Origin of the sequence: Dickeya oryzae, from assembly GCF_020406815.2 — a bacterium.
GTDB lineage: Bacteria > Pseudomonadota > Gammaproteobacteria > Enterobacterales > Enterobacteriaceae > Dickeya > Dickeya oryzae.
Genome location: NZ_CP162670.1, coordinates 1,250,461 through 1,276,076, shown reverse-complemented (window position 1 = coordinate 1,276,076; position 25,616 = coordinate 1,250,461). Strand labels below are relative to the sequence as shown.

Below are 25,616 nucleotides of genomic sequence, written 5' to 3'. Positions count from 1 at the left end.
CTCCCGTTCCCCGTATGAAAAACGGGGCAAAATTGCTTCTGCCCCGGCGGATTAACACGGCCCTGCTATCACGGCTTATTTGCCTTTTTTGATATGCTGCATCAGGCGTTTACGTTTACGCAGCTGATTTGGCGTCAATGTGTTACGTTTGTTGGCAAACGGGTTTTCCCCTTCCTTGAACTGAATACGGATGGGGGTTCCCATCACATCCAGTGAGCGCCGGTAGTAATTCATCAAGTAGCGCTTGTAGGAATCCGGCAAATCTTTGACCTGATTACCGTGGATCACCACGATCGGTGGGTTGTACCCCCCAGCATGTGCATATTTCAGCTTCACGCGACGGCCACGAACCAATGGTGGCTGATGATCGTCTGCCGCCATCTGCATGATACGGGTCAACATTGCCGTCCCTACCCGTCGGGTGGAGCACTCATAGGCTTCATTGACGGATTCGAACAGGTTACCCACGCCACTGCCGTGCAATGCTGAAATGAAGTGAATACGGGCAAAATCGATAAACCCAAGGCGCAGATCGAGGGTTTCTTTTACCTGATCTTTAACCTCTTGTGTCAACCCATCCCACTTGTTCACCACAATAACCAGTGAACGGCCCGAGTTGAGGATAAAGCCCAACAACGACAAGTCTTGATCAGAAATCCCTTCACGGGCATCGATCACCAGCAACACGACATTAGCGTCTTCAATTGCCTGCAATGTCTTGATCACCGAGAACTTTTCTACAGTGTCAGTAATTTTGCCGCGTTTGCGCACCCCGGCGGTATCGATCAACACATAGTCGCGGCCATCACGCTCCATCGGGATATAGATACTGTCACGCGTGGTGCCGGGCATGTCGTATACCACCACCCGATCTTCCCCGAGAATACGGTTGGTCAGTGTCGATTTACCGACATTTGGACGCCCCACGATCGCCAGTTTAATCGGCAGTCCTTCGAAATTTGGCGCCTCGCCATCGACATCATCGCCCTCAAGACCATCATCATCGCCTTCACCAAGCTGTTCCGCCCAGTAAGCCGCATTGGCTTCTTCTTCAGTTAATTCACGAGCTTCCTGAAGCGGCTCAGTGGCAAACGGCAACAGTACTTTTTCCAGCAACGAGGTCACGCCACGGCCATGGGATGCGGCAATCGGGTAGACGTCACCCAGACCAAGCGAATAGAAATCGGCAATGCCGGTATCGATATCAATACCGTCAACTTTGTTAGCTACCAGAAACGTGTCTTTTTCACGCGAGCGCAAGTGTTGAGCGATGGCGTGATCCGCCGGCATCAGGCCGTCGCGGGCATCCACCAGAAACAGCACAATATCCGCTTCTTCTATCGCCAGCAGCGACTGCTCGGCCATGCGCGTTTCCACACCATCTTCAGTACCGTCAATACCGCCGGTATCAATGATGATGAACTCATTCCCTTCCACCTCGGCACGACCATACTTGCGGTCACGCGTCAGCCCAGGGAAATCCGCCACCAATGCGTCACGGGTACGCGTCAAGCGATTAAACAGCGTGGATTTCCCCACATTCGGGCGCCCGACCAGCGCGACGACAGGTATCATTGTTACAACCTCTATTGCTTATAGTTCAATTCGTTACAGCAGAAAACGCTGCTGAAGATAAAAGACGAAACGGCCCCTGACAGCATCAGGAGCCGTTACAGGGACGATGGCGTCGCCATCAGTCCCGAACATGCGCAGCGGTTAACGGGTAAAAGCGTAAACCTCGCCACCTTTGGCTTGCACCAGCAGTTTGTCGCTGGCCACTACTGGCTTGCTCAATAAACCAGAGCCGTCGACTTTCTGCTGAACCACAAAACGACCGTCGGTGGTATTCACCCAGTGCATATAGCCTTCGGCATCACCAACAACCAGATAACCGTTATACAGCGCCGGTGCGGTTACATTGCGGTGCAACAGATCGCTCTGGCGCCAGAGCACCACACCACCATTGGTATTCAGCGCGATGATGCGATCATCCTGATCCACCAGATAAATGCGATCGCCATCAACAATAAAATCGTTTACCGACCCAATTTCACGCTTCCAGGTAATCTGTCCCGAACGCAGATCCAGTGCCGTCAGGTTGCCATTATATCCCAGCGCATACACGACGTTACCCACGACAACTGGGGTGGTGTCGACATCATTCAGGCGAGCGATTTCAGTTGCGCCGCCAGGTTGAGAGATGCGCTGCTGCCAGATCAACTGCCCCTGATTAATCATGACTGCGCTTACGCGGCCATTGTCACCACCGACAATAGCGGCACCAAACGCGGTTGTCGGCGCTGATTCACCACGCAACGACAGTGACGGCATATCCAGGTTTACCGTCCATTTGATGGTACCGTCAGATTCGCTAAGCGCCTGCAGCATGCCATTACTGGTGTGAATAATGACCACACCATCGCTGACCACCGGGCTGGATAATACTTCACCCGCTACTTTGGTCTGCCACTGCAACGAGCCATCATCAGCATTCAGAGCAAAAAGCTGCGCACGCTCGCTGCCGACATAAACATGGTTACCCGATACAGAAACGCCACCTGACAGCAATGCCGGACGATTGCTGGACAGCAGACCGGTTTTCTCCGCCAGATCGACGCGCCATTTCTCTTCACCGCTATTCAGATCCAACGCTTTTACCGTACCGTGACGATCAGCGGCATAGACACGGCTGTCCTGCCAGGTCGGATGCAGATTGGAGTAGAACTCCCCCGTACCGTCCCCAACGGAGCGACTCCAGACTTTGGTGGGGGTAAACTGGTCGGTCACCTGCGGCAGAGGAGACATTTTGACAACGTCCTCCTCGCGATCAAACAGCGAACAGCCGCTCAGCAGGGTAATAGAGACCAGTCCGACCAAAAGTGTTTTACGCAGTTGCATGAAGTCCCTCTTAGCTGGGCAGATTATTCAGTTTGATACGCAACAGGGATTGCAGCCCCTGAGAAGGTTTTGCCGCCATGCCTTTACTGTAAGCATCTCGAGCGCCCTGATTGTCGCCTTTGCTCGCCAGCACATCACCGCGAACGTCAGCGACCATCGCCGCCCAACCTTCCAGCTTGATGGCATCCAGCGTCTTCAACGCCTCATCCGGCTTCTTCTGCTGCAATAATACGCGAGCCAGACGCAGGTTAATCATCGCCTGTAGATCGCCATCTTTGGTTTGGCTCAATGCCAGGCGGAGCTGCTGCTCAGCCTTGGCGATATCATTTTTTTCAACAAACTGGTGCGCCAGCGCCAGTGCCGTCAGCGCGCCATAATTGCCGTGATCACCGGCAGCAAATTTTTCAGCACCAGCAACGCCTTCCGCCGTACCGGCAGACAGCGATTCGGTAACTTGCTGATAGGCAGCGGAAACCGCCATCGCGCTACTTTCCTGATGATTTTGCCAAAAGCGCCAACCGACCAGGGCACCGACACCCAGCACCACGCCGATAGCCAGCGCCTTGCCGTTTTCAGCAAAGAAGCGGCGAATTACCTCAGCCTGTTCGTTCTCAGTGGTATAAACTTCCACGCTGCCTTTCTCCTTAATTCAGTAACGCCGCCAGACGCGCCGCTACATCCGCTTGAGACAGAGTTTCCTGCTCGCCGTTGGTCAGGTTTTTCAGCACGACCTGCCCGGCCGCTACTTCGGTTTCACCCAGCACCAACGCAACCCGAGCCCCACTCTTATCCGCACGGGCAAACTGTTTTTTGAAGTTACCGCCACCGTAGTTGGTCATCAATTTCAGTTGCGGCAGCGCGTCACGCACGTTTTCCGCCAGGCGAATCGCCGCATGTTGCGTACCCGCACCCGATGAAATCAGATAGACATCAACGGCAGGTGGCGCGGCAAACGCCGGATTGACCTCTTGCACCAACAGCACCAGACGCTCCAGCCCCATGCCAAAACCTACCGCCGGGGTACTGGAACCACCAAGCTGCTCAACCATGCCGTCATAACGACCACCGCCACACACCGTTCCCTGCGATCCCAGACTGGTGGTCACCCATTCGAAAACAGTACGGTTGTAATAGTCCAGCCCACGAACCAGCCGTGGATTAATCTTATATGTGATACCTGACTGCGTTAAAAGTTCACACAATTCATCGAAATGCGCACGAGAATCATCATCCAGATAGTCGGTCAGTACCGGTGCGTTATCCAGTAACGCCTGCACCTGCGCATTCTTGGAATCCAGTACCCGCAACGGGTTGGTATACATACGACGCAGGCAGTCTTCATCCAGCAGATCTTTATGCTGTTCCAGAAACGCGATCAGCGCATCACGGTAACGCGCACGGGCATCCAAAGAACCAATGGAGTTCAGTTCCAGACTAACATGCTGATCGATCCCCAATACACGCCACCAGCGGGCGGTCATCAGAATCATTTCCGCATCCACGTCCGGTCCTTTCAGACCAAACACTTCGCAACCCAACTGATGGAACTGACGATAGCGCCCTTTCTGCGGACGCTCATGACGGAACATCGGGCCGGTATACCACAACCGCTGCTCCTGATTGTACAGAATACCGTGTTCAATCCCGGCGCGAACACACCCCGCAGTCCCTTCGGGACGCAATGTCAGGCTGTCGCCGTTGCGGTCTTCAAACGTGTACATTTCCTTTTCAACGACATCGGTCACTTCGCCGATCGCACGTTTGAACAACGAAGTCTGCTCGACGAGCGGGGTACGAATTTCGCTATAGCCGTACCCGCGGAGTACCTGTTTCAGGCTATCTTCAATACGCTGCCACAGTGCCGTTTCGGCTGGCAGGTAGTCGTTCATGCCACGGATGGCTTGAATATTCTTTGCCACGTCAGTTCTCTATGCGTTTTCAGAAAGTAATGCGCTGTTAAAAAATAGACCCGATTATAGAAGCAACGACGCAATGTCTTCAATGTCGCTGCCGCCATCATCGGGTGCTTCAGTTCAGGAATTCGTACCGGATCGCATCCAGACTTGCCGGATGGATCACTTATCCACCATATTGACGGCGATACGCTGTTTTTCATCCAGCATAGACGCCTTGGCGCGGATCCTGGCTTCCAGTTGATCGATCATATCGTCGTTGTCAAAGCGCTCTTTCTGGCGTACGCCATCTTCGTAAAAACCGCTCTTCTTATTGCCGCCGGTCACACCCAGCGTCGAGACCAGCGCTTCACCTGGGCCGTTGACCACGCAACCGATAATGGAAACATCCATCGGCGTGATGATATCTTCCAGTCGCTGCTCCAGCGCGTTCACGGTGCCGATAACATCGAACTCCTGACGTGAGCAGGTCGGGCAGGCAATAAAATTAATGCCGCGTGAACGAATACGCAGTGACTTGAGGATATCAAAACCGACTTTGACCTCTTCCACCGGATCCGCCGCCAGCGACACCCGTAGAGTGTCACCGATGCCTTCAGAAAGCAGCAAGCCAAGGCCAATCGCTGACTTCACCGCTCCGCTACGCGCCCCACCCGCTTCTGTGATGCCTAAATGCAGCGGTTGATCAATACGGGACGCCAGCAAGCGATAGGACTGCACCGCCAGAAAGACATCCGACGCCTTCACACTGACCTTGAACGAATGGAAATTAAGGCGATCGAGGATATCCACATGGCGCATGGCGGATTCCAGCAACGCTTCCGGCGTCGGCTCGCCATACTTTTCCTGCAAGTCCTTTTCCAGAGAACCGGCGTTGACGCCGATGCGAATCGGAATATTTTTGTCGCGCGCACAATCCACCACCGAACGAATACGCTCTTCGCTACCGATGTTGCCAGGATTAATACGCAGACAATCAACCCCGTATTCCGCTACTTTTAGCGCAATACGGTAGTCAAAATGGATATCCGCCACCAGCGGTACATCCACCTGTTGTTTAATCAGACGAAATGCTTCTGCGGCATCCATCGTCGGCACCGACACACGCACGATATCCACACCGACCCGCTCGAGCGACTTAATCTGTCTGACTGTCGCGTCAACATCGGTAGTACGGGTATTGGTCATCGACTGCACTGCAATCGGTGCACCGTCACCGACAGGCACCTTGCCGACATAAATCCGGGTTGATTTGCGGCGGTTGATGGGTGCGGGATTATGCATCACTTCTTCTCCACAATTGCCAGTGCGACGGCACGATTACTCTGCCGTCAGCGTAATACGAGCCACCTGATGGCTTTTGACAAACCGGCTCAAATCAACCGGTTTGCCCTGAAACTCGACTTGTACCGCACCCGGCGCGCCGATTTTCAACCGGTACGGCGCCTGGCCGGTCAGGTTCAACACATTGCCGTTATGCTGTACGCCGCTGAACAGCTTTTTACCGGCGGCATCCACCACTTCCAACCAACAATCCGCGCTAAAGCGCATCACGATAGCGCCCGGTGCTTCCGACGTGGTCGCCGCGCTGGCCGGTGCGGTAGCGGTCTGGTTTAACAAAGGCTGATCAGACGACGCAGGAGCCTGAGACGCGCCCCCCGCCACTGCAGGCGTATTATTCGCTGTCGGTGCAACCGGCGTCGACGCAGCCGGTTGAGACGGTGTTGCGGCCGGTGAGTTCAGTGTTATAGGCTGCCCGTTATTCGCCGTCGCGTTATTCACCGCTGTATTATTCACCGCCGTATTGTCATCGGTATCCACCGGCTCCGGATCAGTATTTACATCGCTTGCCTGCCCGCCGTTACGGTTCTGGGAAGCGGTGGCGTGATCCACCATCGAATTGATTTCCTGCTGTTGGGCCTGATGATTCTGCCACCACCAGGCGACGGTCAGACCCAACACGCCGATCAAAATCAGCCAGGTGAACAACATCAACCAGCCATCACGCTTTTTGCGGCTTTTACCTAATGCCAGACTCTGCATCGGTGCCACATTGGAAACGCGGCTTGGCATAACCTGCTTTTCCAGCATCGGCAATAATTCATCTTCGGGGAGGTGAACCAGTCGGGCATAGGAGCGGATGTAACCGCGAAGAAAAGTAGGAGCAAGACCAGCAGGCGTATTGTTATCTTCTATTTCACGAACGGTCGATAGTTTCAGGCATAACCGTTCAGCAACAACCTGTTGCGTCAATCCCAGTTGCTCACGCGCCTCACGCAAACGTTCGCCAGGAGTCATTATTGTTGCTGCAGTATTATCTTGAGTGGCTTCAGTATTCATTAGCTAAGAACTGCTGGTACTGTTTGGATTGTGGAAAACTTCGCGCCAGCAATCCGCCATAACGTTCTACTTCGTCATGATGATTCGCCAGCGCGGCGAAACGAATCTGTAGCCACACACTTTCGGCGCTTGCCGCAAGTTGTGACTGATACATATTCAGGAGCAATCGCGCCTGATCATAGCGCCCGGCGTTGAAACGATTTTCCGCCTCCGCCAGAAGCCGATTGCCTTTCGCAGGATCGTATCTCAGTGCACGACTGAGCCACTGGCCTGCCTCATCTGACTGCCCGGCTTTGAGAAAGCAATATCCCGCATTCTCAAGCGCATCGGCAACCTGATGGTAATCAGGGAGTTGCGCGGCAGCGGCAAATTGCTGTTGCGCCGCTACATACTGCCCTAAACCACAGAGAAACGCACCGTAATTATTCATCACGCCGCCGTTAGCGGGCACCTGTCGCAACAGACGTCGATAGCGTTTTTCCGCCGCCGGGTTTTCGCCAATACGCTGTTCGTACAGCGCCATACCTAACTGGGTGCGGTAATCATCCGGTGCGAGTTGCTCTGCTTTTTGCAGATTATCACCCGCCGCATCAAGATTATTCCGGGCCAGATACTCCAGCCCGAGTTGCAACCGCGTTTGTGCCGCAGCAGGGTTAGCCTGCTTCGACGGCGAGTGCACACACCCAGCCAGTAATACACTACCTGCGACCAACGCCGCACGTTTTCCCGGCAACATCCGTTTCATCCCTGATACTCCTTACAGCCATCCTGGCTCGTCACCGCTGTGACATGTTAACGCAATCGATGACCTACCACAGCCTGTCATCAACCAGCAACGGTATAACGCTGCCGCCGGGCCTTCAATGACCCCACCGTATGATAAGCCCCGAAAACGTATTTATCACCTGCTTTCCTCAGAAAGCAGGTTGATTTGACATCATTTTCAGACGGTTTTTACCGCAATCGTGTCGCGTTCCATCTTTTTCTTCAGCGTGCGCTTGGTGCGATCCACCACTTCTCCCGCTAACTGACCGCATGCCGCATCGATATCATCACCGCGAGTTTTACGCACGATAGTCGTAAAACCATACTCCATCAATACTTTGGAAAAACGGTCAACCCGGCTGTTGGAGCTGCGGCCATAAGGCGCGCCGGGGAACGGGTTCCAGGGGATCAGATTTATCTTGCACGGCGTGTCTTTCAGGCATTCTGCCAGTTGATGCGCATGCTCGGTGCCGTCGTTGATGTGATCTAGCATCACGTATTCTACCGTCACACGCCCCTGATTCGCGTTGGATTTGTCCAGATAGCGTCGTACCGCCGCCAGGAAAGTCTCGATATCATACTTTTTATTAATCGGCATGATTTCGTTACGGATTTCATCCGTTGGCGCATGCAGGGAAATCGCCAGCGCCACATCAATCATATCGCCCAGTTTATCCAGTGCAGGGACAACCCCAGACGTTGACAGCGTCACCCGACGTTTAGATAAACCGAAACCAAAATCATCCAGCATGATTTCCATCGCCGGTACAACATTGGTCAGGTTCAGCAACGGTTCCCCCATCCCCATCATTACCACGTTGGTAATAGGGCGCTGCCCTGTCACTTTAGCGGCACCGATAATTTTCGCCGCACGCCACACCTGCCCGATAATTTCAGATACGCGCAGGTTGCGGTTAAACCCCTGCTGCGCGGTAGAGCAGAATTTGCACTCCAGCGCACACCCCACCTGTGAGGACACACACAGCGTGGCGCGGTCATCTTCTGGGATGTACACCGTTTCCACACGCTGGCCGTCAACCAGAATCGCCCACTTGATGGTGCCGTCAGAAGAGCGTTGCTCGTCCACGACTTCCGGTGCCCGAATTTCCGCGATCGCCTGCAGCTTACCGCGCAGTACCTTATTGATGTCGGTCATCTGGTTAAAATCATCACAGCAGTAATGATAGATCCATTTCATGACCTGATCGGCACGGAACGGTTTTTCACCCAGTTGCGCAAAAAAGGCGCGCATTTGCTGGCGATTGAAATCTAACAGGTTGATTTTTTCATTGCTGCTGGCGGCAACGGCGATAGCGTCGGATACAGCAACGGCGGAAGATACGGTTTGCTCAGACATAAATTGACTCATGGCCTCGTTGTTACACGTTATGGCGCGAAAGGGAAACGGATAAAGAAACGCCCTGGTTAAGCGCGTGCTCACCCAGGGCGCGGCATTGTACAAATTTTATAACACCCGCGCTACCTCAGCCTGATTATTTCACCGGGAAGCGCGTGTCTGGCCGACTATAGCGATTAGCTACGCGGGAAAATTTCGTCAGCGCTGAAGAAATAAGCGATTTCACGCTCGGCAGATTCCACAGAATCTGAACCATGTACCGCATTCGCGGTGAAGCTGTCAGCATAGTCAGCACGCAGGGTACCCGCCAGCGCGTTAGCCGGGTTGGTAGCGCCCATGATATCGCGGTTACGCTGTACAGCGTTTTCCGCCTGCAACACCTGCACCATGATCGGGCCGGAGGTCATAAAATCCACCAGACCGTCAAAGAACGGTTTGCCTTTATGCTCAGCGTAGAACCCTTCTGCCTGTTCGCGGCTCAGGTGCAGCATTTTAGAAGCAATAATGGTGAAACCCGCGCTTTCGAAACGGGCATAAATCGCACCGACCGCGTTTTTGGCAACTGCGTTTGGTTTGATAATAGAGAAGGTACGTTCTACCGTCATAGTGGCCTCATCCAATAACATGTCATAACAGCTGGTCATACCCTAAATAATTCGGGTTGCAGGAAGGCGGCGACGCAGTGAATCCCTGGGAGCTTACATCAGTAAGTGACCGGGGTGAGCAAGGAAAGCCAACGCATCTGCAACATGAAGTATGACGGGTATAGATAAAGTTATAATACCAGCCCGTGTAAAGTGGCGCCGATTATAGAGGCACTGTCATGACTTTCCCATCAGGAAAATAACATTTTCGTAAAAAAAAATTATCCTCTTTGTCGGTACGCTACCTGCACGGTGATAACAAATCTGGCCCAAGCCATGCCGCTGTATCAGACACCTTGCTCAGCGCAGGAATATTACTGACAATGCCATCAATTGACACATGCAGGATCGGTCGAATCGATCCATACGGGGAGGTTTTATGTCTACATCTACCGCTGGGCTGTTTGTTAGCGCGTCCTGGCTGAATGCGCATCGTCACGATGCCGATATCGCCTTGATTGACGCTCGTATGCTGCCGGTGGGCAACGATACGCGTGATATCACCGCCGAATACCGTGCAGAACATCTGCCGGGCGCGGTGTTTTTCGATATTGAGTCCCTTTCTGACCACCACACCTCTCTGCCGCACATGATGCCAGATACCACGACCTTTGCTGACGCGCTGGGCAAGCTGGGGCTGAGCGAGCAACAGCATCTGGTGGTTTATGATGAAGGCAACCTGTTTTCCGCACCACGGGCCTGGTGGATGCTGCGACTGGTGGGCGCTCAACGCATTTCTATCCTCAGTGGCGGTCTGGCCGGCTGGAAACAGCAGGGCTTCGCGCTGGAACAAGGAAACGTGTCGCCGGTTGCCAACGTATTCCACGCCCAAACGCCAGCCGCTGGCACCATCCGCTCGTTTGATGACGTGCTAAAGCTTTGCCACACCGGTGATGAACAAATCGTTGATGCTCGCCCTGCGCCGCGCTTTCTCGGTGAAGTGGATGAACCCCGGCCGGGGTTACGCCGTGGGCATATTCCTGGCAGTTTCAACGTTCCCTGGAACCTGTTGGTTGACCAGGGCGCACTAAAACCAGCGGATGAACTGGCGGCCATCTTTCATCAGGCTGGTGTTGATATTCAGCGTCCGATTGTCGCCAGTTGCGGCTCCGGTGTGACGGCATCCGTCGTGCTACTGGCATTGTTTGTACTCAATGCACCGCACATTTCGCTCTATGACGGTTCCTGGAGTGAATGGGGCGCACGTGATGACGTGCCGGTCGTTACCGGCTAGCGATGATGACCCGCTAAACAGACATTCAATACAGACATTCGATGCATAAAAAAACGGCACAGGCCCTATCAGCCTGTGCCGTTTTTATGTGCTCTGCATTTACATTTACTGCGAATCCGCTATCACGGCGTTCCCGCTAGGCCTGCACGTTATTTTTGAATTCGCGCAGGAAGCTGCCCCATTTGCGTTCGTAAAACGGCGTAGTGTGACGAATCAGGAAATGACTGATACCGGGTTCTTCATTATTCACTAGACAAATATCAATCGGACGGTCATCGGGCTGCGTATCCGTTGCCACCGAACCGGTAGCCTGAATCAACGCCTCCACCTCATCACCATAGATATCCAGACCAATCAGCAAATGCGGTTGTTCTTCATCGGGTTCCTGAATCTGCGCCAGAAACGCCCGCTTGACGTTACGGTGCTTACTGAACAATTGGGTCAGCGATTCAATCATCTGTGTTGGCATCTCTGCCGGAATACCGATTTTCAGTTCGGTATCGCCATCCAGAACATGCTGTTCCACCAGACCATTACCCTCAGCGGACAACAGGTGCTCAATCTCCTGCGGCAGAAACTCTTTGCCATACGGTAACTTCGGGTTCAGAAACAGCGTGGCACCACGGGTGATATCGAACAGCGTTCTGGCCGGTAACGCCAGAAATGCCTGTTCATCGGTCACCGCCAGTTGTAACGCTTCCAGTGAAGAAAAAAACGGGATAGCGGAATCACCATCGGGCTTCTCCCAATGCTGCAATTCCAGGCCGCTGTCTGCCGAGACAACGTCACCAGATATTTCGTTTTCTTCGCTGTGACCGAGCACATACACCGTGGCTTCCAGCAATTCACTGAAAAACTCAGGACGGTGCGCCGGTTCCGATGCCGCCAGCGTTAACACCTCTTCCAGCCGATTGTGGGGTGAAAACTCCATAACTCTCCTCAATGCTTAACATGAGCAGTCAGCACAGTAACGACAACAGGGAACATCGGTTCCCTGTTGTCGTCTTCACGTTGCCTGAATCTGGTTAACCCGCTTTATGCAACAGGAAATCAGCCAGCGTACGCACACCTAAACCGGTCGCACCAGCAGACCATTGTTCCACCGCCGACTTACGGTAGGTGGCAGAACAGTCGATATGCAACCAGCCCTGCTGGTAGTTTTTCACAAAGTGAGATAGAAACGCCGCCGCAGTGCTGGCACCGGCAGTATGGGCTGCACCCGCCACATTATTCAGTTCAGCGAAGTTAGACGGTAAATGCTGGCGATGGAACTCTTCCAGCGGCAAACGCCAGAACGGCTCGTCTTCACGACGGGCGCTATCCATCAGCGAATCAATCATCGCATCGTCGAAGCTAAACAGTGCGTGGTAGTCATTCCCCAACGCCGTTTTAGCCGCACCGGTCAGGGTGGCACAATCCACAATCCACTGCGGATTCTGCTCGCAGGCATCAATCAGACCATCGGCCAGAACCAGACGCCCTTCCGCATCAGTATTCATGACTTCGACGGTTTTACCATTACGATAACGAATGATGTCACCCAGACGGAACGCGTTGCCGCTGACCATGTTATCGGCACAACACAGATACAGTTTCACACGCTGTTGCAAACCACGGGCTGCCGCCAGTGCCAGTGCACCGGTTACCAGCGCCGCACCGCCCATGTCCGACTTCATGGAATCCATGAAGCTACTGCCTTTCAGGCTGTAACCACCGCTATCAAAGGTGATGCCTTTACCAACCAGACAGGCCAGCACCGGTGCGTCTGCGTTACCAGTCGGGTTGTAATCCAACGCCAGCAGTACCGGTGAACGTTCTGAACCGCGACCAACGGTATGCAGGCCAGCATAGTTCTGCTGGCGCAGATCCTCGCCTTTGGTAATGCGATAGGAGATAGCGTCGCCTGCCACGCTGCACAGCAGATCAATAGCACGGGTAGCCAGTTGCTCCGGCCCCAAATCTTCCGCAGGAAGGTTGATGGTATCACGCACCCAGTCAACGATTTTCAGACGGCGCTCCAGCTCCTGCTGCTGAGCTTCAGGTAACGTGGCCCACTCCACCGTACGTTTGCCTTTCGGCCCACGGTATCCCTGCCAGAACGCCCAACTGCTTTCCAGATCCCAGCCATCACCAGCCAGTTTGACGTGTTTGATACCTTGCCCATCGATTTTACGGGCAGCGCGCTGAATGATGGTCTGCGGCTTGTTGCCGGACAGATGAATGGTAAATCCCTGCTCATTGGCGGTTAACGAGGCTTTCTCACCCCAGCGTGAGTCTGCTGGCTGATGAGAAAGGGTAATCAGCATCGCTTCAGTTGTCATACATCTACTCCAAATTGGGCCTTGTTCTTGTCAGCCCACTATCGCCATGATGAAAAAAGAGAAAACGGGCCACCTCAAGGCAGCCCGTCGATTAATTTAGTTATTCGGCTTCATCCAGCCACACCAGCAGGATGGCTTCCAGAATTTTTTCGTTTGACGCATCAGGTTCGTCGTCAAACTCATCCAATTTGCAAATCCAGCGGTGTAGATCGGTGAAACGCACGGTTTTTGGGTCGGTATCTGGATACAAGTCGTACAGCGCTTCGCCGATTTCGCGGCTATCGGTCCATTTTAGTCCCATGAGTTACCCCATCAATGTTCGCGTGCATGGTTAATGGTATAACGCGGAATTTCTACCACCAGATCTTCATCGGTGACACGCGCCTGGCACCCCAGGCGACTTTCCGGTTCCAGTCCCCAGGCTTTGTCCAGCATGTCGTCTTCGTCTTCAGTACTTTCCGCCAACGAATCAAACCCTTCCCGAACAATGCAATGACAGGTGGTACAAGCGCAGGATTTCTCGCAGGCATGCTCTATCTCAATACCATTACGCAATGCCACGTCCAGAATGGTTTCACCACTGTTCGCTTCTAAAACCGCCCCTTCCGGACACAAATCCTGATGCGGCAGAAAAACAATCTTGGGCATGTTATACCTCGTCCACGGAATGCCCCGCCAGCGCACGGCGAATAGATTCATCCATCCGGCGGGCAGCGAATTCCTGGGTTTGTTGATCTAGTTTTTTAATCGCGGCCTCAATCAATGAGGCATCGCTTTCCTGTGCAACTTGCTGCAAATGCAAACTGGCAGCGTCTATCGCCGCGCGCTCTTGCGAAGTGAGCAACGCGGCATCAGCCGCCAGCGCGCTGCTGAGGCTTTCGAGCACGCGAGTGGCTTCCACCCGCTGCTCCGCCAGCCTGCGCGCGCTAATATCACTCTGCACGTTCTGCATAGAGTCGGTGATCATGGTGGCGATTTCATCATCGCTCAGACCATAAGACGGCTTGACCTGAATTGAGGCTTCCACCCCGGTGGATTTCTCCATCGCGGTAACGCTCAGCAACCCGTCGGCATCCACCTGGAACGTGACCCGGATATGTGCACCACCTGCAGGCATTGGCGGAATGCCACGCAGCGTGAAACGGCCAAGCGAACGACAATCCTGGACCAGCTCGCGTTCACCCTGCAACACGTGAATCATCATCGCGGTCTGGCCATCCTTGAAGGTGGTGAACTCCTGCGCACGCGCTACCGGAATCGTGGTATTACGCGGAATCACTTTCTCGACCAGTCCCCCCATGGTTTCCAGTCCCAGTGACAACGGGATCACATCCAGCAACAGCATTTCACTGTCAGGCTTGTTACCGACCAGGATGTCCGCCTGGATAGCCGCGCCAATAGCCACCACCTTATCCGGGTCGATGGAGGTCAACGGCGTGCGACCAAAAAATTCGCCGACCTGCTCACGCACCAACGGGACACGGGTAGAACCGCCGACCATCACCACCTCTTTCACCTCGTCCAGTTCAACACCCGCGTCTTTGAGCGAGCGACGACAAGACAACAGCGTGCGTTTCACCAGCGGCGCAATCAGGGTGTTGAACTGTTCGCGGGTCATCTCGCCTTGCCAGCCCGCGACCGATACCGGCACAGAGTGCGACTCACTCAGGGCAATCTTGGTCTGGATGGCGGTATTCAGCAGCACCTGTTGCAATTGATGATCATCACGCACGACGATCCCGGCCTGTTCGCGGATCCACTCAACCAGCAGATGGTCAAAATCATCCCCACCCAAGGCCGAGTCACCGCCGGTCGCCAGCACTTCAAATACCCCACGGCTAAGACGCAGGATAGAGATATCAAAGGTACCACCGCCCAGATCATATACGGCAATCACGCCTTCCTGACCAGAATCCAGACCATAGGCTATCGCCGCCGCCGTCGGCTCATTGAGCAGGCGCAGCACATGCAGACCCGCCAGACGGGCGGCGTCTTTGGTGCCCTGACGCTGGGCGTCATCAAAATAAGCCGGCACAGTAATCACCACGCCGTCAGGTAACCCATTGAGTGCTTCTTCAGCACGGCGGGTCAGCGCAGACAGAATGTCGGCCGAGATCTGAATCGGATTGCGTGCACCACCAGCGGTTTGCAACACCGGCAGGCCATTTTCGCTGGCAGTAAACTGATAAGGCAGATGAGGATAACGCTGCTGGATGTCAGCCAGTGACCGTCCCATTAAGCGCTTGACGGAGCTGACGGTGTTAACCGGGTCAATGGCCGCCTGCTGACGCGCCTCCCAACCAACGGTATGCCCGTCAGCGTCATAATGCACAACGGACGGTAACAGGTGACGCCCGTTATGGTCAGGCAACGTCTGTGCCTCACCACTTCGGACCGTGGCAACCAGAGAGTGGGTGGTTCCCAGATCAATGCCAACAGCCAAACGGTGCTGATGCGGCGCTGCACTCAGTCCTGGCTCGCTGATTTGTAATAAGGCCATATTGAGCTTCCATCAATTGGCGGGCGGGCAACGATGACACCAGGCCATGATTGCCCTACCGGATTGAATGTGACTTATCGTTCCAGCAATTGTTCTTCGAGTTGTTCGACCTGCTGCTGGAGTCGATCAAAAAAGCGTAGTTTACGCACGGTATCCGCTGCATCCGACCAGGACTCAGCATCCAGCTCGCTCACCATTTGCTCGCTACGCTGGCGGGTCATCCCTTGCAGACGCAGTGCAAATGCTGCCAGCGCACTTTCCGCATCCGGTCGGCGCTCAATCTCATCGAGCTCTTCGCGCAGTTCCATCTGCTCCATCAGGAATGCAGTATCATGGAGCGTATGCTGTTCGCTGCTCAAATCGAAGCCGTGCAAAGATAGCATATACTCGGCGCGTTTCAGTGGGTGCTTTAGCGCCTGATAGGCATTATTGATGGTGGCTGCCTGTTGTAGCGCCATCATACGGTCGCGTTCCGGGCTGGCGGCAAAGCGGTCAGGATGAAACTGGCGCTGCAGTTCCTGAAACCGGGAAGCAAGCAGGCTGCCATCCACCTTATAGCGAATCGGCAGCCCGAATAAAGTAAAGTAATCCATAGTGTGCTCTGAGTTCGCAGACAATTCATGCACGCCCGCCGTGCTATATACACAAGCACACCACACGGCGGGAGCCAGTCAACAGACCGGCCAGCGGTCAGACATTAAACATTAAAGCTTTCGCCGCAACCGCACTCGCTGGAAACGTTAGGGTTATTGAATTTGAAACCTTCGTTCAGCCCATCCTTGACGAAATCCAACTCGGTGCCGTCAAGGTAGACCAGGCTTTTACCGTCAATAATGACCTTCACGCCCTTGTCTTCGAACACCACATCATCGGTGTTCAATTCATCAACAAATTCCAGCACATACGCCATACCGGAGCAACCAGAAGTTCTCACCCCCAGACGCAAACCGATACCTTTGCCGCGGTTAGCCATAAAAGCATTAACACGTTGTGCAGCACTGTCGCTCAGGGAAATCGACATAGCAAACCTCTAATTCATCTGCCTGTTATTTGTCGCTACGTTTGCTCTTGTAATCGGCGATGGCGGCTTTGATAGCGTCTTCAGCCAGAATAGAGCAGTGAATTTTCACCGGCGGCAATTCCAGTTCTTCGGCGATTTGGGTGTTCTTGATCGATTCGGCTTCCGTCAGACTTTTGCCTTTCACCCACTCGGTGACCAGCGAGCTGGAAGCGATAGCGGAACCGCAACCGTAGGTTTTAAAGCGGGCATCTTCGATAATCCCCTGCTCGTTGACCTTGATTTGCAGTTTCATCACGTCACCACAGGCCGGTGCGCCCACCATACCGCTGCCGATACTCGGATCAGACGAATCGAACGAGCCGACATTGCGCGGATTTTCATAGTGATCAATTACTTTTTCGCTGTAAGCCATAATATACGTCCTGATTCCTGCGAATTAATGGTGCGCCCATTCGATGCTGTTGATATCCACGCCTTGCTTGAACATGTCCCACAACGGAGACAGGTCACGCAGACGGCCGATGGATTTACGAACCAGATCGATGGTGTAGTCAATTTCTTCTTCAGTCGTGAAGCGACCCAGAGAGAAGCGGATGGAGCTGTGCGCCAGTTCATCGTTCATCCCCAGTGCACGCAGCACATAAGAAGGCTCCAGGCTGGCAGAAGTACAAGCCGAACCGGAAGACACCGCCAGATCCTTCAGCGCCATGATCAGCGACTCACCTTCCACATAGTTGAAGCTGACGTTCAGGATATTCGGTGCGCCCTGCTCCAAATCGCCGTTCAGGTACACTTCTTCGATATCGTTGATGCCGTTCCACAGGCGATCACGCAGAGTACGCAGGCGAATAGCCTCTTCAGCCATTTCTTCTTTAGCGATGCGATAGGCTTCACCCATACCGACAATTTGATGGACCGGCAGGGTACCAGAACGCATACCACGTTCGTGGCCACCACCATGCATCTGCGCTTCAATACGCACACGCGGCTTACGACGCACATACAGCGCGCCAATCCCTTTCGGACCGTAAATCTTGTGACCGGAGAAAGACATCAGGTCAACTTTCAGTTGGCTGAGATCAATCGGCAGCTTGCCTACGCTCTGAGTAGCATCGACATGGAAAATAATGCCGCGACTACGACACATTTCGCCGATGGTCGCGATGTCCTGTACCACGCCGATTTCGTTATTCACATGCATGATGGATACCACGATAGTGTCATCACGCATAGCCGCTTCCAGCTCTTTCAAATCAATGATGCCGTTGCGCTGCGGTGCCAGGTAAGTCACTTCAAACCCTTCGCGCTCAAGCTGACGGCAGGTATCCAGCACAGCTTTGTGTTCTGTCTTGCTGGTAATGATGTGCTTGCCTTTTTTCTGATAGAAATTCGCCGCACCTTTGATAGCCAGATTGTCGGATTCGGTAGCGCCAGAAGTGAAAACGATCTCGCGCGGGTCCGCACCAACCAGTTCAGCCACCTGATTACGGGCGATATCTACCGCCTCTTCCGCCTGCCAACCAAAACGGTGAGAGCGTGAGGCTGGGTTGCCGAACGTACCGTCCAGCGTCAGAAACTGCATCATTTTTTCGGCTACGCGCGGGTCGACCGGTGTGGTAGCGGAATAATCCAGATAAATGGGTAACTTCATTGCTCTTAAACTCCGTACATCACTTCAAAACGTTCAAGGCGTTTCGTTCTTTTTTCTTTCAGGCACGCAAGTTGACGTTGATGGTTTCTTGTATGCGTCCGTTGGCGGTACGACGCACGTCAGCATCCTGACGATCCGCGACGTCCAGAATCTCTTTGTTATTGACCAATTCATCCAGGGTGATGTTATTGAGAAACTCGCTGATGCGGTCACTCAAATCACGCCACAGCGTGTGGGTCAGACAGCGATCACCGCCCTGACACCCTTCTTTCCCCTGGCAGCGGGTGGCATCCACAGATTCATCCACCGCCGAGATAACCGAGCCGACAGCGATTTCGGCAGAGTCTTTGCCCAACAGATAACCACCACCTGGACCACGCACGCTGGCAACCAGCCCATGCTTACGCAGGCGAGAGAACAGCTGTTCCAGATAAGAAAGCGAAATACCCTGACGCTCGGAGATATCCGCCAGCGGAACCGGGCCTTCCTTTGAATGCAGCGCCACATCAAGCATGGCGGTAACGGCGTAGCGGCCTTTAGATGTCAGTCTCATGTTAGTGGTATCCGTAAGATAAACATGTATTATTAAGACAAGTATTATGAGTCAAGTATACATAGCACAGTCATAAGTCTGACATTCCCGAGTGTTTCAGTCAACTATTTAACCAAGTAAATAACTCAACTATTACTCCGGCACAGCACGTATTCCCAATAACCGCTCTCAAGCCGCTCTTATTCAATGATTATTCTGCGACGGATCCGATGGCGTCGTTTTAGTAATGGCGCTCAGAATGCCGCGCAGAATGTTGAGCTCCTGCGTTTCAGGACGAGCACGGGTAAACAACCGGCGCAGCTTGTTCATCACCTGTCCCTGATGGGACTGACGGATGAAACCGGTATGCAACAGCGTTTCTTCCAGATGCTGATAAAAGCGCTCCAGATCATCTACCAGCGGATAAGGGCTCTCTTCGTGTGCCACTTCGCCCTGTTGCTGGCGGTCCAGCCAGGCGACACGCACCTCATAAGACAGGATCTGTACAGCCATCGCCAGATTGAGCGAGCTGTATTCAGGATTAGCGGGGATCGCCACATGATAGTGGCATTTTTGCAGTTCATCATTCGTCAGCCCCACGCGTTCGCGACCGAACACGATAGCCACCGGTGCGTGCTGCGCTTCCTGAATGCTGCGCACACCGCATTCGCGTGGCTCCAGCATCGGCCAGGGTAACGTGCGGGAACGGGCGCTGGTACCCACCACCAGACCGCATCCTTCCAGCGCCTGATCGAGAGTATCAACAATAGTAGCGTTGCCAATGACATCACTGGCACCAGCAGACAAGGAGATTGCCTGCGAATCGGGTTTGACCAGCGGATTAACCAGCCAAAGATTAGTCAGGCCCATGGTTTTCATCGCCCTGGCCGTTGACCCCATATTGCCGGTATGCGACGTCTCCACCAGCACAATGCGTATATTCTCTAACATGCGGACTCTGTCATACGAAACGGAAAACCGGCGTATGTTAACACAAACTTCTCTGTTTTCTCTTTCTCCTGCAATCTGCTATACTTCGCGCCGTTTTCTGTTCTTTAACATTCTTGTGGACGATACCATGCATCCGATGCTTAACATCGCCGTGCGCGCAGCGCGCAAAGGCGGCAACTTGATTGCAAAAAACTACGAAACGCCTGACGCCGTTGAGGCCAGCCAGAAAGGCACTAACGATTTTGTCACTAACGTTGATCGCGATGCAGAGCGCCTGATTATCGAGGTAATCCGTAAAGCCTACCCGCAGCACACCATCATTGGTGAAGAGTGCGGTGAAATGGTGGGTGAAGATCAGGACGTGCAATGGGTTATCGATCCCCTGGATGGCACGACCAACTTCATCAAACGTCTCCCCCATTTTGCTGTTTCCATCGCTGTTCGCGTCAAAGGCCGCACCGAAGTCGCGGTTGTTTACGACCCCATGCGTAATGAACTGTTTACCGCTACTCGCGGTCAGGGCACACAGTTAAACGGCTATCGCCTGCGCGGCGGTAACGCCCGCGATCTGGACGGCACTATTCTTGCTACTGGATTCCCGTTCAAACACAAGCAACATAGCGCCAGCTACCTGCGTGTACTGGAAGCGTTGTTCAGCCAGTGCGCCGACTTCCGCCGCACCGGTTCCGCCGCGCTCGACCTGGCCTATGTGGCAGCAGGCCGCGTAGATGGCTTTTTTGAGATCGGCCTGAAACCCTGGGATTTCGCTGGCGGCGAACTGCTGGTGCGTGAAGCTGGCGGCATCGTGACCGATTTCGTTGGCGGTCATAACTACCTCGCTTCCGGTAACATTGTTGCGGGTAACCCGCGCGTAGTGAAATCCCTGCTGTCCACCATCCGCGACCAGTTAAGCGACGCACTCAAGCGCTAACCCTTCCTGTGGGCATGTCATCAGCCATGCCCACGCTATGATTTTTCTCTGTTATTTTTCTTTACAACTCAACCCTATTGAGTGAGAGTTTAACCTTATATGATAATAATTATTAAACTCATTCATTTCTCATTCACTTGACTCAGGATTGACCTACACACAGCGGTTAATGACAGGATAAGTTATGTTAAAGAAATCATGGCGTTCTCTTTTTTTGGCTACCACACTGACCACCTCTTTCGCCAGCCTGGCCACCCAGTATCCCCTCACCGTGACCGATATCGACGGACAGCACGTCACCATCAACCAGGAACCGCAGCGCGTTGTATTGCAGGACGGGCGCGACATCATGTCGATGGCGTTGTTAGATCGCGACAATCCGTTCCGCCGACTGGTTGCCTGGAACAATCTGCCCAAGAAACAAGACACCGCCACCTGGGATCTGTTGAAGGGAAAATGGCCACAGTCTGAGGGCATCCTCGACATGGGGTTCAGCGACAAAGGTGACGTGGAGCTGGAAAGTATCCTGGCTAAAAAACCAGACCTGATGATTGCCCAACTGCGCGCTAAACCGGCGCTGATGGAAAATGGAGTCATCAGCAAACTGAACGCGCTGCACATTCCACTGGTGTTTGTGGACTATGAAATCAACCCGGCTCAAAACACCGCTCCCAGCGTTGACTTGCTTGGCAAGGTGTTAAACCGTGAAGAAAACGCCAAAGCCTATACTGATTTTTACCGCCAGCACTTTAACGATATTCAAAAAGTGACCGCCGGTATCACCCCCAAACCCACCGTTTTTATCGAACCTATCGCTGGCAACTCTGATGCGTGCTGCTTCACTCACGCCCACAATGGCTGGGGTGGCCTGTTGGAAGCCATCGGCGCGAAGAACATCGGATCTGGTTTGCTGCCGGGAGCATCGGGTTTTGTCTCACTGGAAAAAGTGATCAGTGAAAAACCGGATACCTACATCATGACCGGTTCCAAACGTGGTAACGGTACCAGCAAAATTTTGCCATTTGGCTATGGTGCCAGCGACAGCGATATCCAGGAAAAAGCCAAAGCACTGCTGAGCCGTACCGGTATTGACCAGGTTCCTGCCATTAAAGCAGGTCAGATCTATGGGATTTACCACCATTTCTATAACCATCCGTACAACATCGTTGGTATGGAATATCTGGCCAAAGCGGTATACCCGAAGCAGTTCAGCAATCTGAACCCGGACGATACCTATCATTACATCGTTCGCCATTTCACCACCTTGCCTGACGACAATTTTGTGTTTGCCCGTAAACTGGCTAATTAACCCATGAGTGTAACCACCGAATCCTCCATCAGCCGTGTCAGCACGGCTGAAAACAGCGCGATAGCCCAGTACAACGCCGTCATCCGCCATCGGCTGGTGATCATGGCGGTGATGGCGGTCGCGATTGTGGCCTCCCTGCTGCTGGACTTTATGCTCGGCCCTTCCGGCCTGCCTCTTGATGTGCTGTGGCAGACACTGACCGACCCGGCTAACGCCGATGCTGGTAGCCGGGTCATCGTCTGGGACATCCGTCTGCCCTACGCCTTAATGGCGGTGGTGGTCGGTTTGGCGCTGGGGCTGGCCGGTGCAGAAATGCAAACCATTTTGAATAACCCGCTAGCCAGCCCATTCACGCTGGGGGTTTCTTCGGCGGCGGCGTTTGGCGCGGCGCTGGCAATCGTACTGGGGATTGGTATTCCCGGCGTGCCAGCGCAATGGTTCATTTCGGCGAACGCCTTCCTGTTCGCGCTACTGGCGGCTCTGTTGTTGGATGGTATTACCCGCTGGACGAAGGTGGCGACCTCAGGCGTGGTGTTATTCGGTATAGCACTGGTATTCACGTTTAACGCGCTGGTCTCCGTTTTGCAGTTCGTCGCCAACGAAGATACGCTGCAAGGGCTGGTGTTTTGGACGATGGGTAGCCTGGCCCGCTCCTCCTGGGAGAAACTCGGTATTCTGCTAGCCGTTCTGGCTGTGGTGATGCCGCTGTCCATGATGAGCTCATGGAAGTTGACCGCACTGCGTTTAGGTGAAGATCGCGCCATCAGCTTTGGTATCAACGTACGCCGTTTGCGTCTGACGACGTTGCTGCGCATTAGTTTACTGTCAGCGCTATCGGTCGCGTTCGTCGGGCCGATTGGTTTTATCGGCCTGGTCGCCCCGCACATCGCCCGTATGATTTTCGGTGAAGACCACCGTTTTTATCTACCGGCTAGTGCCCTGACGGGGGCGTTGGTGTTGTCGCTAGCGTCAGTCGCGTCCAAAAACCTGCTGCCCGGCGTCATTATTCCGGTTGGGATTGTCACCTCGCTGGTAGGGGTTCCTTTCTTCCTGAGTATTATTCTGCGTAACCGGGGGAACGTATGAGTCACAATGGGTTGTCGATTTCACGTTTTTCTGCAGGTTACACCAAACGAAACATCATTAACGACCTGTCGGTGCCACTCCTGCCACGCGGTAAGATCACGGTATTGTTGGGGCCAAATGGTAGCGGTAAATCGACACTGCTGCGCGCGTTGGCCGGTTTAGGGCAGGCGCAAGGCGACCTGTTACTGGATGACGTCAACCTGATGCAGTTACCTTTCGCCAAACGGGCGGAAAAAGTGGTGTATCTGCCGCAATCATTGCCCGCAGGCGTACATCTCCATGTACTGGAATCGATTATCGTCGCTCAGCGAGCATCCGGTGGGCTGCATCACAGCAGTCACGAAGATGAAGTGCTGGCGCTGCTCAGGCAACTGGGTATTTCGCATCTGGCAATGAGCTATCTGGATCAGCTCTCTGGTGGTCAGAAACAGCTGGTCGGGCTGGCACAATCGCTGATCCGCCAGCCTTCACTGCTATTGCTTGATGAACCACTCAGCGCATTGGATCTCAATTACCAGTATCACGTCATGGACCTGGTCCGCCAGGAAACCCGTAAGCGTAATATTGTGACAGTAGTCGTCGTGCACGACATTAATATCGCGCTGCGTCATGGCGACCATGTGTTGATGCTCAAAGATGGCAAACTGATCGCAGATGGCGAACCCGCTAACGTGATCAGTGAAGACAGTCTGGCTCAGGTGTATGGCGTGCGTGGCCGCATTGAACGCTGCTCGCGCGGTATTCCACAAGTGATGATCGACGGGCTGGTCACTGAACCACAGCTGTAATATTCCCGCTGCGAACCCGCTAACCCGTCTAATAAACACTGAAAAAGCCCCGAACAGTTACCGGTTCGGGGCTTTTTATTGAGCTGTCAGCCGCCCGATGAAGGCGGCAGTTGTCTGTCAGGATTTCGCCGGTAGCGTCACCCAATAACCTGGCTGATACGGCAGCGGCAGGAATTTCTCATGGAAGGTGCGGAAAGTCGCATCGGGATCGATATCTTTAAATAAATCCGGATGCAGCCACTTCGCTATCACCTGAATCGCGACAAACTGATACGGGCTGTCATAAAACTGATGCCAGATGGCATGTGCCTTACCGTTGGTGGCAACTGGCAAGGTTTTAAATGCAGGGCGCTCCATCAGTTTCTGCAAACGCTGCAACGCCTGCGACTTGTCAGCACCGGGGCCAACACCGACCCAACCGTTGGCGGTATTGTAGTTTTTCCAGTTAGCACCAGTGACGATCACCACATCCGGGCGCGCGCTGATGATCTGCTCCGGGTTTAGCGTACCGAATGTACCTGGAATAATACCTTTAGCGATATTCACGCCACCGGCGGCTTCCACCATTTTCCCGAAGTTCTCATTGCCGAATGACATGCAGCACTCTTCGTCATACCCGCCTGCGCGATCGATCATAACTTTCGGACGTGGCCCCTGATACTGTTTGAGGCGTTCGGTCACAACATCAATCTGCTGGCGACGGAATTGGATAATGGCCTCAGCACGCTCTGGTTTACCCAGCAGTTGCCCCATGATGCGAATGCTTTTCTCTGCGTTTTCAAACGGCTTTTCCCGAAAATCGATAAAGACCACCGGGATGCCCAAACCGCCGAGCTTTTCAATCAGCTTAGCCTCATCGGTCGCCGCTTTCGCTTCCAGATTCATCAGCACCAAATCCGGCCTCAGATTCACGGCTTGTTCTACGTTGAACGTACCGTCTTTAGCACCGCCGAAGGTCGGCAAGTGCTTAATCTGCGGATACTTCTTCTCATAAGCCAGATAACCATCGTAGTCTGCTTTCGGCAAATCATCCCGCCAGCCGACCACGCGCTGGAATGGCGCATCGGTATCAAAAGCCGCCAGCAGATAAATCTGCCGCCCTTCCCCCAAAATCACCCGTTTGACTTCAGATTTGATCTCAACCGTTCTGCCGCTAACATCTTCAATCATTATCGGTGCCGCCCTGACGGCAGACGCCAACCCCAATACCATGCCAACAGCACACAACCACTTTTTCATTCTGCAATTCCCTGATCACTTAATGGATAATGAGATTGATTATCATTCATGGAAATAATAAAGTTGCCTCGGCTTGGGAGCAATATTTTTCACAGGAAAAGAACAGGATAAGTAGCCATGTGGACAGGAAGTGAAC

26 protein-coding genes are annotated in these 25,616 nt (G+C 53.6%); 5 read left to right on the top strand and 21 right to left on the bottom strand.

Annotated features, from left to right (window positions below):
- Window positions 1-75: 75 nt before the first annotated feature.
- The 9 genes from der to ndk form a co-directional block, all read right to left on the bottom strand.
- The gene (gene der, locus LF929_RS05515) at window positions 76-1,575 is read right to left on the bottom strand and encodes a ribosome biogenesis GTPase Der (RefSeq protein ID WP_210176699.1); all 1,500 of its coding nucleotides are present in this window, start codon (window positions 1,573-1,575) and stop codon (window positions 76-78) included.
- A gap of 141 nt (window positions 1,576-1,716) precedes the next feature.
- The gene (gene bamB, locus LF929_RS05510) at window positions 1,717-2,898 is read right to left on the bottom strand and encodes an outer membrane protein assembly factor BamB (protein ID WP_226092682.1); all 1,182 of its coding nucleotides are present in this window, start codon (window positions 2,896-2,898) and stop codon (window positions 1,717-1,719) included.
- Between the two features lie 10 nt (window positions 2,899-2,908).
- Window positions 2,909-3,529, bottom strand: coding sequence for a YfgM family protein (locus LF929_RS05505; protein ID WP_226092681.1), 621 nt, complete (start codon window positions 3,527-3,529; stop codon window positions 2,909-2,911).
- Window positions 3,530-3,542: 13 nt separating this feature from the next.
- Window positions 3,543-4,817: a histidine--tRNA ligase gene (hisS, locus tag LF929_RS05500; RefSeq protein WP_226092680.1), complete on the bottom strand. Its 1,275-nt coding sequence runs from the start codon at window positions 4,815-4,817 to the stop codon at window positions 3,543-3,545.
- 156 nt (window positions 4,818-4,973) lie between these two features.
- On the bottom strand, window positions 4,974-6,095 hold the full coding sequence (gene ispG / locus LF929_RS05495; protein WP_012885700.1) for a flavodoxin-dependent (E)-4-hydroxy-3-methylbut-2-enyl-diphosphate synthase: 1,122 nt from the start codon (window positions 6,093-6,095) through the stop codon (window positions 4,974-4,976).
- A gap of 36 nt (window positions 6,096-6,131) precedes the next feature.
- Window positions 6,132-7,151, bottom strand: coding sequence for a cytoskeleton protein RodZ (rodZ, locus tag LF929_RS05490; RefSeq protein WP_210174071.1), 1,020 nt, complete (start codon window positions 7,149-7,151; stop codon window positions 6,132-6,134).
- On the bottom strand, window positions 7,141-7,896 hold the full coding sequence (gene pilW, locus LF929_RS05485; protein WP_210174070.1) for a type IV pilus biogenesis/stability protein PilW: 756 nt from the start codon (window positions 7,894-7,896) through the stop codon (window positions 7,141-7,143). The genes rodZ and pilW overlap by 11 nt, the downstream gene beginning before the upstream one ends.
- A 198-nt stretch (window positions 7,897-8,094) precedes the next feature.
- The gene (locus tag LF929_RS05480) at window positions 8,095-9,273 is read right to left on the bottom strand and encodes a bifunctional tRNA (adenosine(37)-C2)-methyltransferase TrmG/ribosomal RNA large subunit methyltransferase RlmN (RefSeq protein ID WP_016941839.1); all 1,179 of its coding nucleotides are present in this window, start codon (window positions 9,271-9,273) and stop codon (window positions 8,095-8,097) included.
- Between the two features lie 176 nt (window positions 9,274-9,449).
- On the bottom strand, window positions 9,450-9,878 hold the full coding sequence (gene ndk / locus LF929_RS05475) for a nucleoside-diphosphate kinase (RefSeq protein ID WP_210174069.1): 429 nt from the start codon (window positions 9,876-9,878) through the stop codon (window positions 9,450-9,452).
- 418 nt (window positions 9,879-10,296) lie between these two features.
- Between ndk and sseA the strand changes: the two genes are divergently transcribed.
- Window positions 10,297-11,151, top strand: coding sequence for a 3-mercaptopyruvate sulfurtransferase (gene sseA, locus LF929_RS05470; RefSeq protein WP_210174068.1), 855 nt, complete (start codon window positions 10,297-10,299; stop codon window positions 11,149-11,151).
- 136 nt (window positions 11,152-11,287) lie between these two features.
- Here sseA and sseB read toward each other — a convergent pair whose 3' ends face one another.
- The 11 genes from sseB to trmJ all read right to left on the bottom strand — a co-directional run bounded on the left by sseB (window position 11,288) and on the right by trmJ (window position 20,127).
- Complete coding sequence (gene sseB / locus LF929_RS05465) at window positions 11,288-12,082, bottom strand: enhanced serine sensitivity protein SseB (RefSeq protein ID WP_210174067.1); 795 nt, start codon at window positions 12,080-12,082, stop codon at window positions 11,288-11,290.
- Between the two features lie 94 nt (window positions 12,083-12,176).
- Window positions 12,177-13,472 carry an aminopeptidase PepB gene (pepB, locus tag LF929_RS05460; RefSeq protein ID WP_038905246.1) on the bottom strand — a complete coding sequence of 432 codons (1,296 nt, stop codon included), beginning with the start codon at window positions 13,470-13,472 and terminating at the stop codon, window positions 12,177-12,179.
- A gap of 100 nt (window positions 13,473-13,572) precedes the next feature.
- Window positions 13,573-13,773 (bottom strand): Fe-S cluster assembly protein IscX, encoded by a 201-nt coding sequence (gene iscX / locus LF929_RS05455; protein ID WP_210174066.1) that lies wholly within the window; start codon window positions 13,771-13,773, stop codon window positions 13,573-13,575.
- A gap of 11 nt (window positions 13,774-13,784) precedes the next feature.
- Window positions 13,785-14,120, bottom strand: coding sequence for an ISC system 2Fe-2S type ferredoxin (gene fdx, locus LF929_RS05450; protein WP_016941835.1), 336 nt, complete (start codon window positions 14,118-14,120; stop codon window positions 13,785-13,787).
- 1 nt (window position 14,121) lies between these two features.
- Window positions 14,122-15,972: a Fe-S protein assembly chaperone HscA gene (hscA, locus tag LF929_RS05445; protein ID WP_226092679.1), complete on the bottom strand. Its 1,851-nt coding sequence runs from the start codon at window positions 15,970-15,972 to the stop codon at window positions 14,122-14,124.
- Between the two features lie 74 nt (window positions 15,973-16,046).
- On the bottom strand, window positions 16,047-16,565 hold the full coding sequence (gene hscB, locus LF929_RS05440; RefSeq protein ID WP_210174065.1) for a co-chaperone HscB: 519 nt from the start codon (window positions 16,563-16,565) through the stop codon (window positions 16,047-16,049).
- Between the two features lie 104 nt (window positions 16,566-16,669).
- Window positions 16,670-16,993 carry an iron-sulfur cluster assembly protein IscA gene (gene iscA / locus LF929_RS05435; RefSeq protein WP_016941832.1) on the bottom strand — a complete coding sequence of 108 codons (324 nt, stop codon included), beginning with the start codon at window positions 16,991-16,993 and terminating at the stop codon, window positions 16,670-16,672.
- A gap of 25 nt (window positions 16,994-17,018) precedes the next feature.
- Window positions 17,019-17,405: a Fe-S cluster assembly scaffold IscU gene (iscU, locus tag LF929_RS05430; RefSeq protein ID WP_012885713.1), complete on the bottom strand. Its 387-nt coding sequence runs from the start codon at window positions 17,403-17,405 to the stop codon at window positions 17,019-17,021.
- 24 nt (window positions 17,406-17,429) lie between these two features.
- On the bottom strand, window positions 17,430-18,644 hold the full coding sequence (gene iscS / locus LF929_RS05425) for a cysteine desulfurase (RefSeq protein WP_226092678.1): 1,215 nt from the start codon (window positions 18,642-18,644) through the stop codon (window positions 17,430-17,432).
- A gap of 58 nt (window positions 18,645-18,702) precedes the next feature.
- On the bottom strand, window positions 18,703-19,197 hold the full coding sequence (iscR, locus tag LF929_RS05420) for a Fe-S cluster assembly transcriptional regulator IscR (RefSeq protein WP_016941830.1): 495 nt from the start codon (window positions 19,195-19,197) through the stop codon (window positions 18,703-18,705).
- A 183-nt stretch (window positions 19,198-19,380) separates the two neighbouring features.
- Window positions 19,381-20,127 (bottom strand): tRNA (cytosine(32)/uridine(32)-2'-O)-methyltransferase TrmJ, encoded by a 747-nt coding sequence (gene trmJ, locus LF929_RS05415; RefSeq protein ID WP_016941829.1) that lies wholly within the window; start codon window positions 20,125-20,127, stop codon window positions 19,381-19,383.
- A gap of 127 nt (window positions 20,128-20,254) precedes the next feature.
- On the opposite strand from trmJ, the gene suhB reads away from it, so the two are divergent.
- From suhB to LF929_RS05395, 4 genes are all read left to right on the top strand, one after another.
- The gene (gene suhB / locus LF929_RS05410; protein WP_038906433.1) at window positions 20,255-21,058 is read left to right on the top strand and encodes an inositol-1-monophosphatase; all 804 of its coding nucleotides are present in this window, start codon (window positions 20,255-20,257) and stop codon (window positions 21,056-21,058) included.
- A gap of 184 nt (window positions 21,059-21,242) precedes the next feature.
- Window positions 21,243-22,367 carry an ABC transporter substrate-binding protein gene (locus LF929_RS05405; protein WP_226092677.1) on the top strand — a complete coding sequence of 375 codons (1,125 nt, stop codon included), beginning with the start codon at window positions 21,243-21,245 and terminating at the stop codon, window positions 22,365-22,367.
- A gap of 3 nt (window positions 22,368-22,370) precedes the next feature.
- On the top strand, window positions 22,371-23,453 hold the full coding sequence (locus LF929_RS05400) for an iron ABC transporter permease (protein WP_210174063.1): 1,083 nt from the start codon (window positions 22,371-22,373) through the stop codon (window positions 23,451-23,453).
- Complete coding sequence (locus tag LF929_RS05395) at window positions 23,450-24,241, top strand: ABC transporter ATP-binding protein (protein WP_038908748.1); 792 nt, start codon at window positions 23,450-23,452, stop codon at window positions 24,239-24,241. Before LF929_RS05400 ends, LF929_RS05395 begins: the two co-directional genes overlap by 4 nt.
- Before the next feature lie 117 nt (window positions 24,242-24,358).
- Here the strand turns inward: LF929_RS05395 and LF929_RS05390 are convergent, their stop codons facing one another.
- On the bottom strand, window positions 24,359-25,480 hold the full coding sequence (locus LF929_RS05390) for an ABC transporter substrate-binding protein (protein WP_226092676.1): 1,122 nt from the start codon (window positions 25,478-25,480) through the stop codon (window positions 24,359-24,361).
- Window positions 25,481-25,616: the final 136 nt, after the last annotated feature.

What these genes read in the sequence shown, in the direction of transcription:
- LF929_RS05395 (WP_038908748.1), top strand. Translation starts at nt 23,450, where the DNA reads ATGAGTCACAATGGGTTGTCGATTTCACGTTTTTCTGCAGGTTACACC.
- iscA (WP_016941832.1), bottom strand. Translation starts at nt 16,993, where the DNA reads ATGTCGATTTCCCTGAGCGACAGTGCTGCACAACGTGTTAATGCTTTT.
- hscA (WP_226092679.1), bottom strand. Translation starts at nt 15,972, where the DNA reads ATGGCCTTATTACAAATCAGCGAGCCAGGACTGAGTGCAGCGCCGCAT.
- ispG (WP_012885700.1), bottom strand. Translation starts at nt 6,095, where the DNA reads ATGCATAATCCCGCACCCATCAACCGCCGCAAATCAACCCGGATTTAT.
- LF929_RS05405 (WP_226092677.1), top strand. Translation starts at nt 21,243, where the DNA reads ATGTTAAAGAAATCATGGCGTTCTCTTTTTTTGGCTACCACACTGACC.
- ndk (WP_210174069.1), bottom strand. Translation starts at nt 9,878, where the DNA reads ATGACGGTAGAACGTACCTTCTCTATTATCAAACCAAACGCAGTTGCC.
- iscU (WP_012885713.1), bottom strand. Translation starts at nt 17,405, where the DNA reads ATGGCTTACAGCGAAAAAGTAATTGATCACTATGAAAATCCGCGCAAT.
- bamB (WP_226092682.1), bottom strand. Translation starts at nt 2,898, where the DNA reads ATGCAACTGCGTAAAACACTTTTGGTCGGACTGGTCTCTATTACCCTG.
- sseA (WP_210174068.1), top strand. Translation starts at nt 10,297, where the DNA reads ATGTCTACATCTACCGCTGGGCTGTTTGTTAGCGCGTCCTGGCTGAAT.
- LF929_RS05400 (WP_210174063.1), top strand. Translation starts at nt 22,371, where the DNA reads ATGAGTGTAACCACCGAATCCTCCATCAGCCGTGTCAGCACGGCTGAA.
- fdx (WP_016941835.1), bottom strand. Translation starts at nt 14,120, where the DNA reads ATGCCCAAGATTGTTTTTCTGCCGCATCAGGATTTGTGTCCGGAAGGG.
- trmJ (WP_016941829.1), bottom strand. Translation starts at nt 20,127, where the DNA reads ATGTTAGAGAATATACGCATTGTGCTGGTGGAGACGTCGCATACCGGC.
- pilW (WP_210174070.1), bottom strand. Translation starts at nt 7,896, where the DNA reads ATGAAACGGATGTTGCCGGGAAAACGTGCGGCGTTGGTCGCAGGTAGT.
- pepB (WP_038905246.1), bottom strand. Translation starts at nt 13,472, where the DNA reads ATGACAACTGAAGCGATGCTGATTACCCTTTCTCATCAGCCAGCAGAC.
- iscX (WP_210174066.1), bottom strand. Translation starts at nt 13,773, where the DNA reads ATGGGACTAAAATGGACCGATAGCCGCGAAATCGGCGAAGCGCTGTAC.
- iscR (WP_016941830.1), bottom strand. Translation starts at nt 19,197, where the DNA reads ATGAGACTGACATCTAAAGGCCGCTACGCCGTTACCGCCATGCTTGAT.
- suhB (WP_038906433.1), top strand. Translation starts at nt 20,255, where the DNA reads ATGCATCCGATGCTTAACATCGCCGTGCGCGCAGCGCGCAAAGGCGGC.
- LF929_RS05390 (WP_226092676.1), bottom strand. Translation starts at nt 25,480, where the DNA reads ATGAAAAAGTGGTTGTGTGCTGTTGGCATGGTATTGGGGTTGGCGTCT.
- iscS (WP_226092678.1), bottom strand. Translation starts at nt 18,644, where the DNA reads ATGAAGTTACCCATTTATCTGGATTATTCCGCTACCACACCGGTCGAC.
- hscB (WP_210174065.1), bottom strand. Translation starts at nt 16,565, where the DNA reads ATGGATTACTTTACTTTATTCGGGCTGCCGATTCGCTATAAGGTGGAT.
- rodZ (WP_210174071.1), bottom strand. Translation starts at nt 7,151, where the DNA reads ATGAATACTGAAGCCACTCAAGATAATACTGCAGCAACAATAATGACT.
- LF929_RS05480 (WP_016941839.1), bottom strand. Translation starts at nt 9,273, where the DNA reads ATGTCTGAGCAAACCGTATCTTCCGCCGTTGCTGTATCCGACGCTATC.
- sseB (WP_210174067.1), bottom strand. Translation starts at nt 12,082, where the DNA reads ATGGAGTTTTCACCCCACAATCGGCTGGAAGAGGTGTTAACGCTGGCG.
- der (WP_210176699.1), bottom strand. Translation starts at nt 1,575, where the DNA reads ATGATACCTGTCGTCGCGCTGGTCGGGCGCCCGAATGTGGGGAAATCC.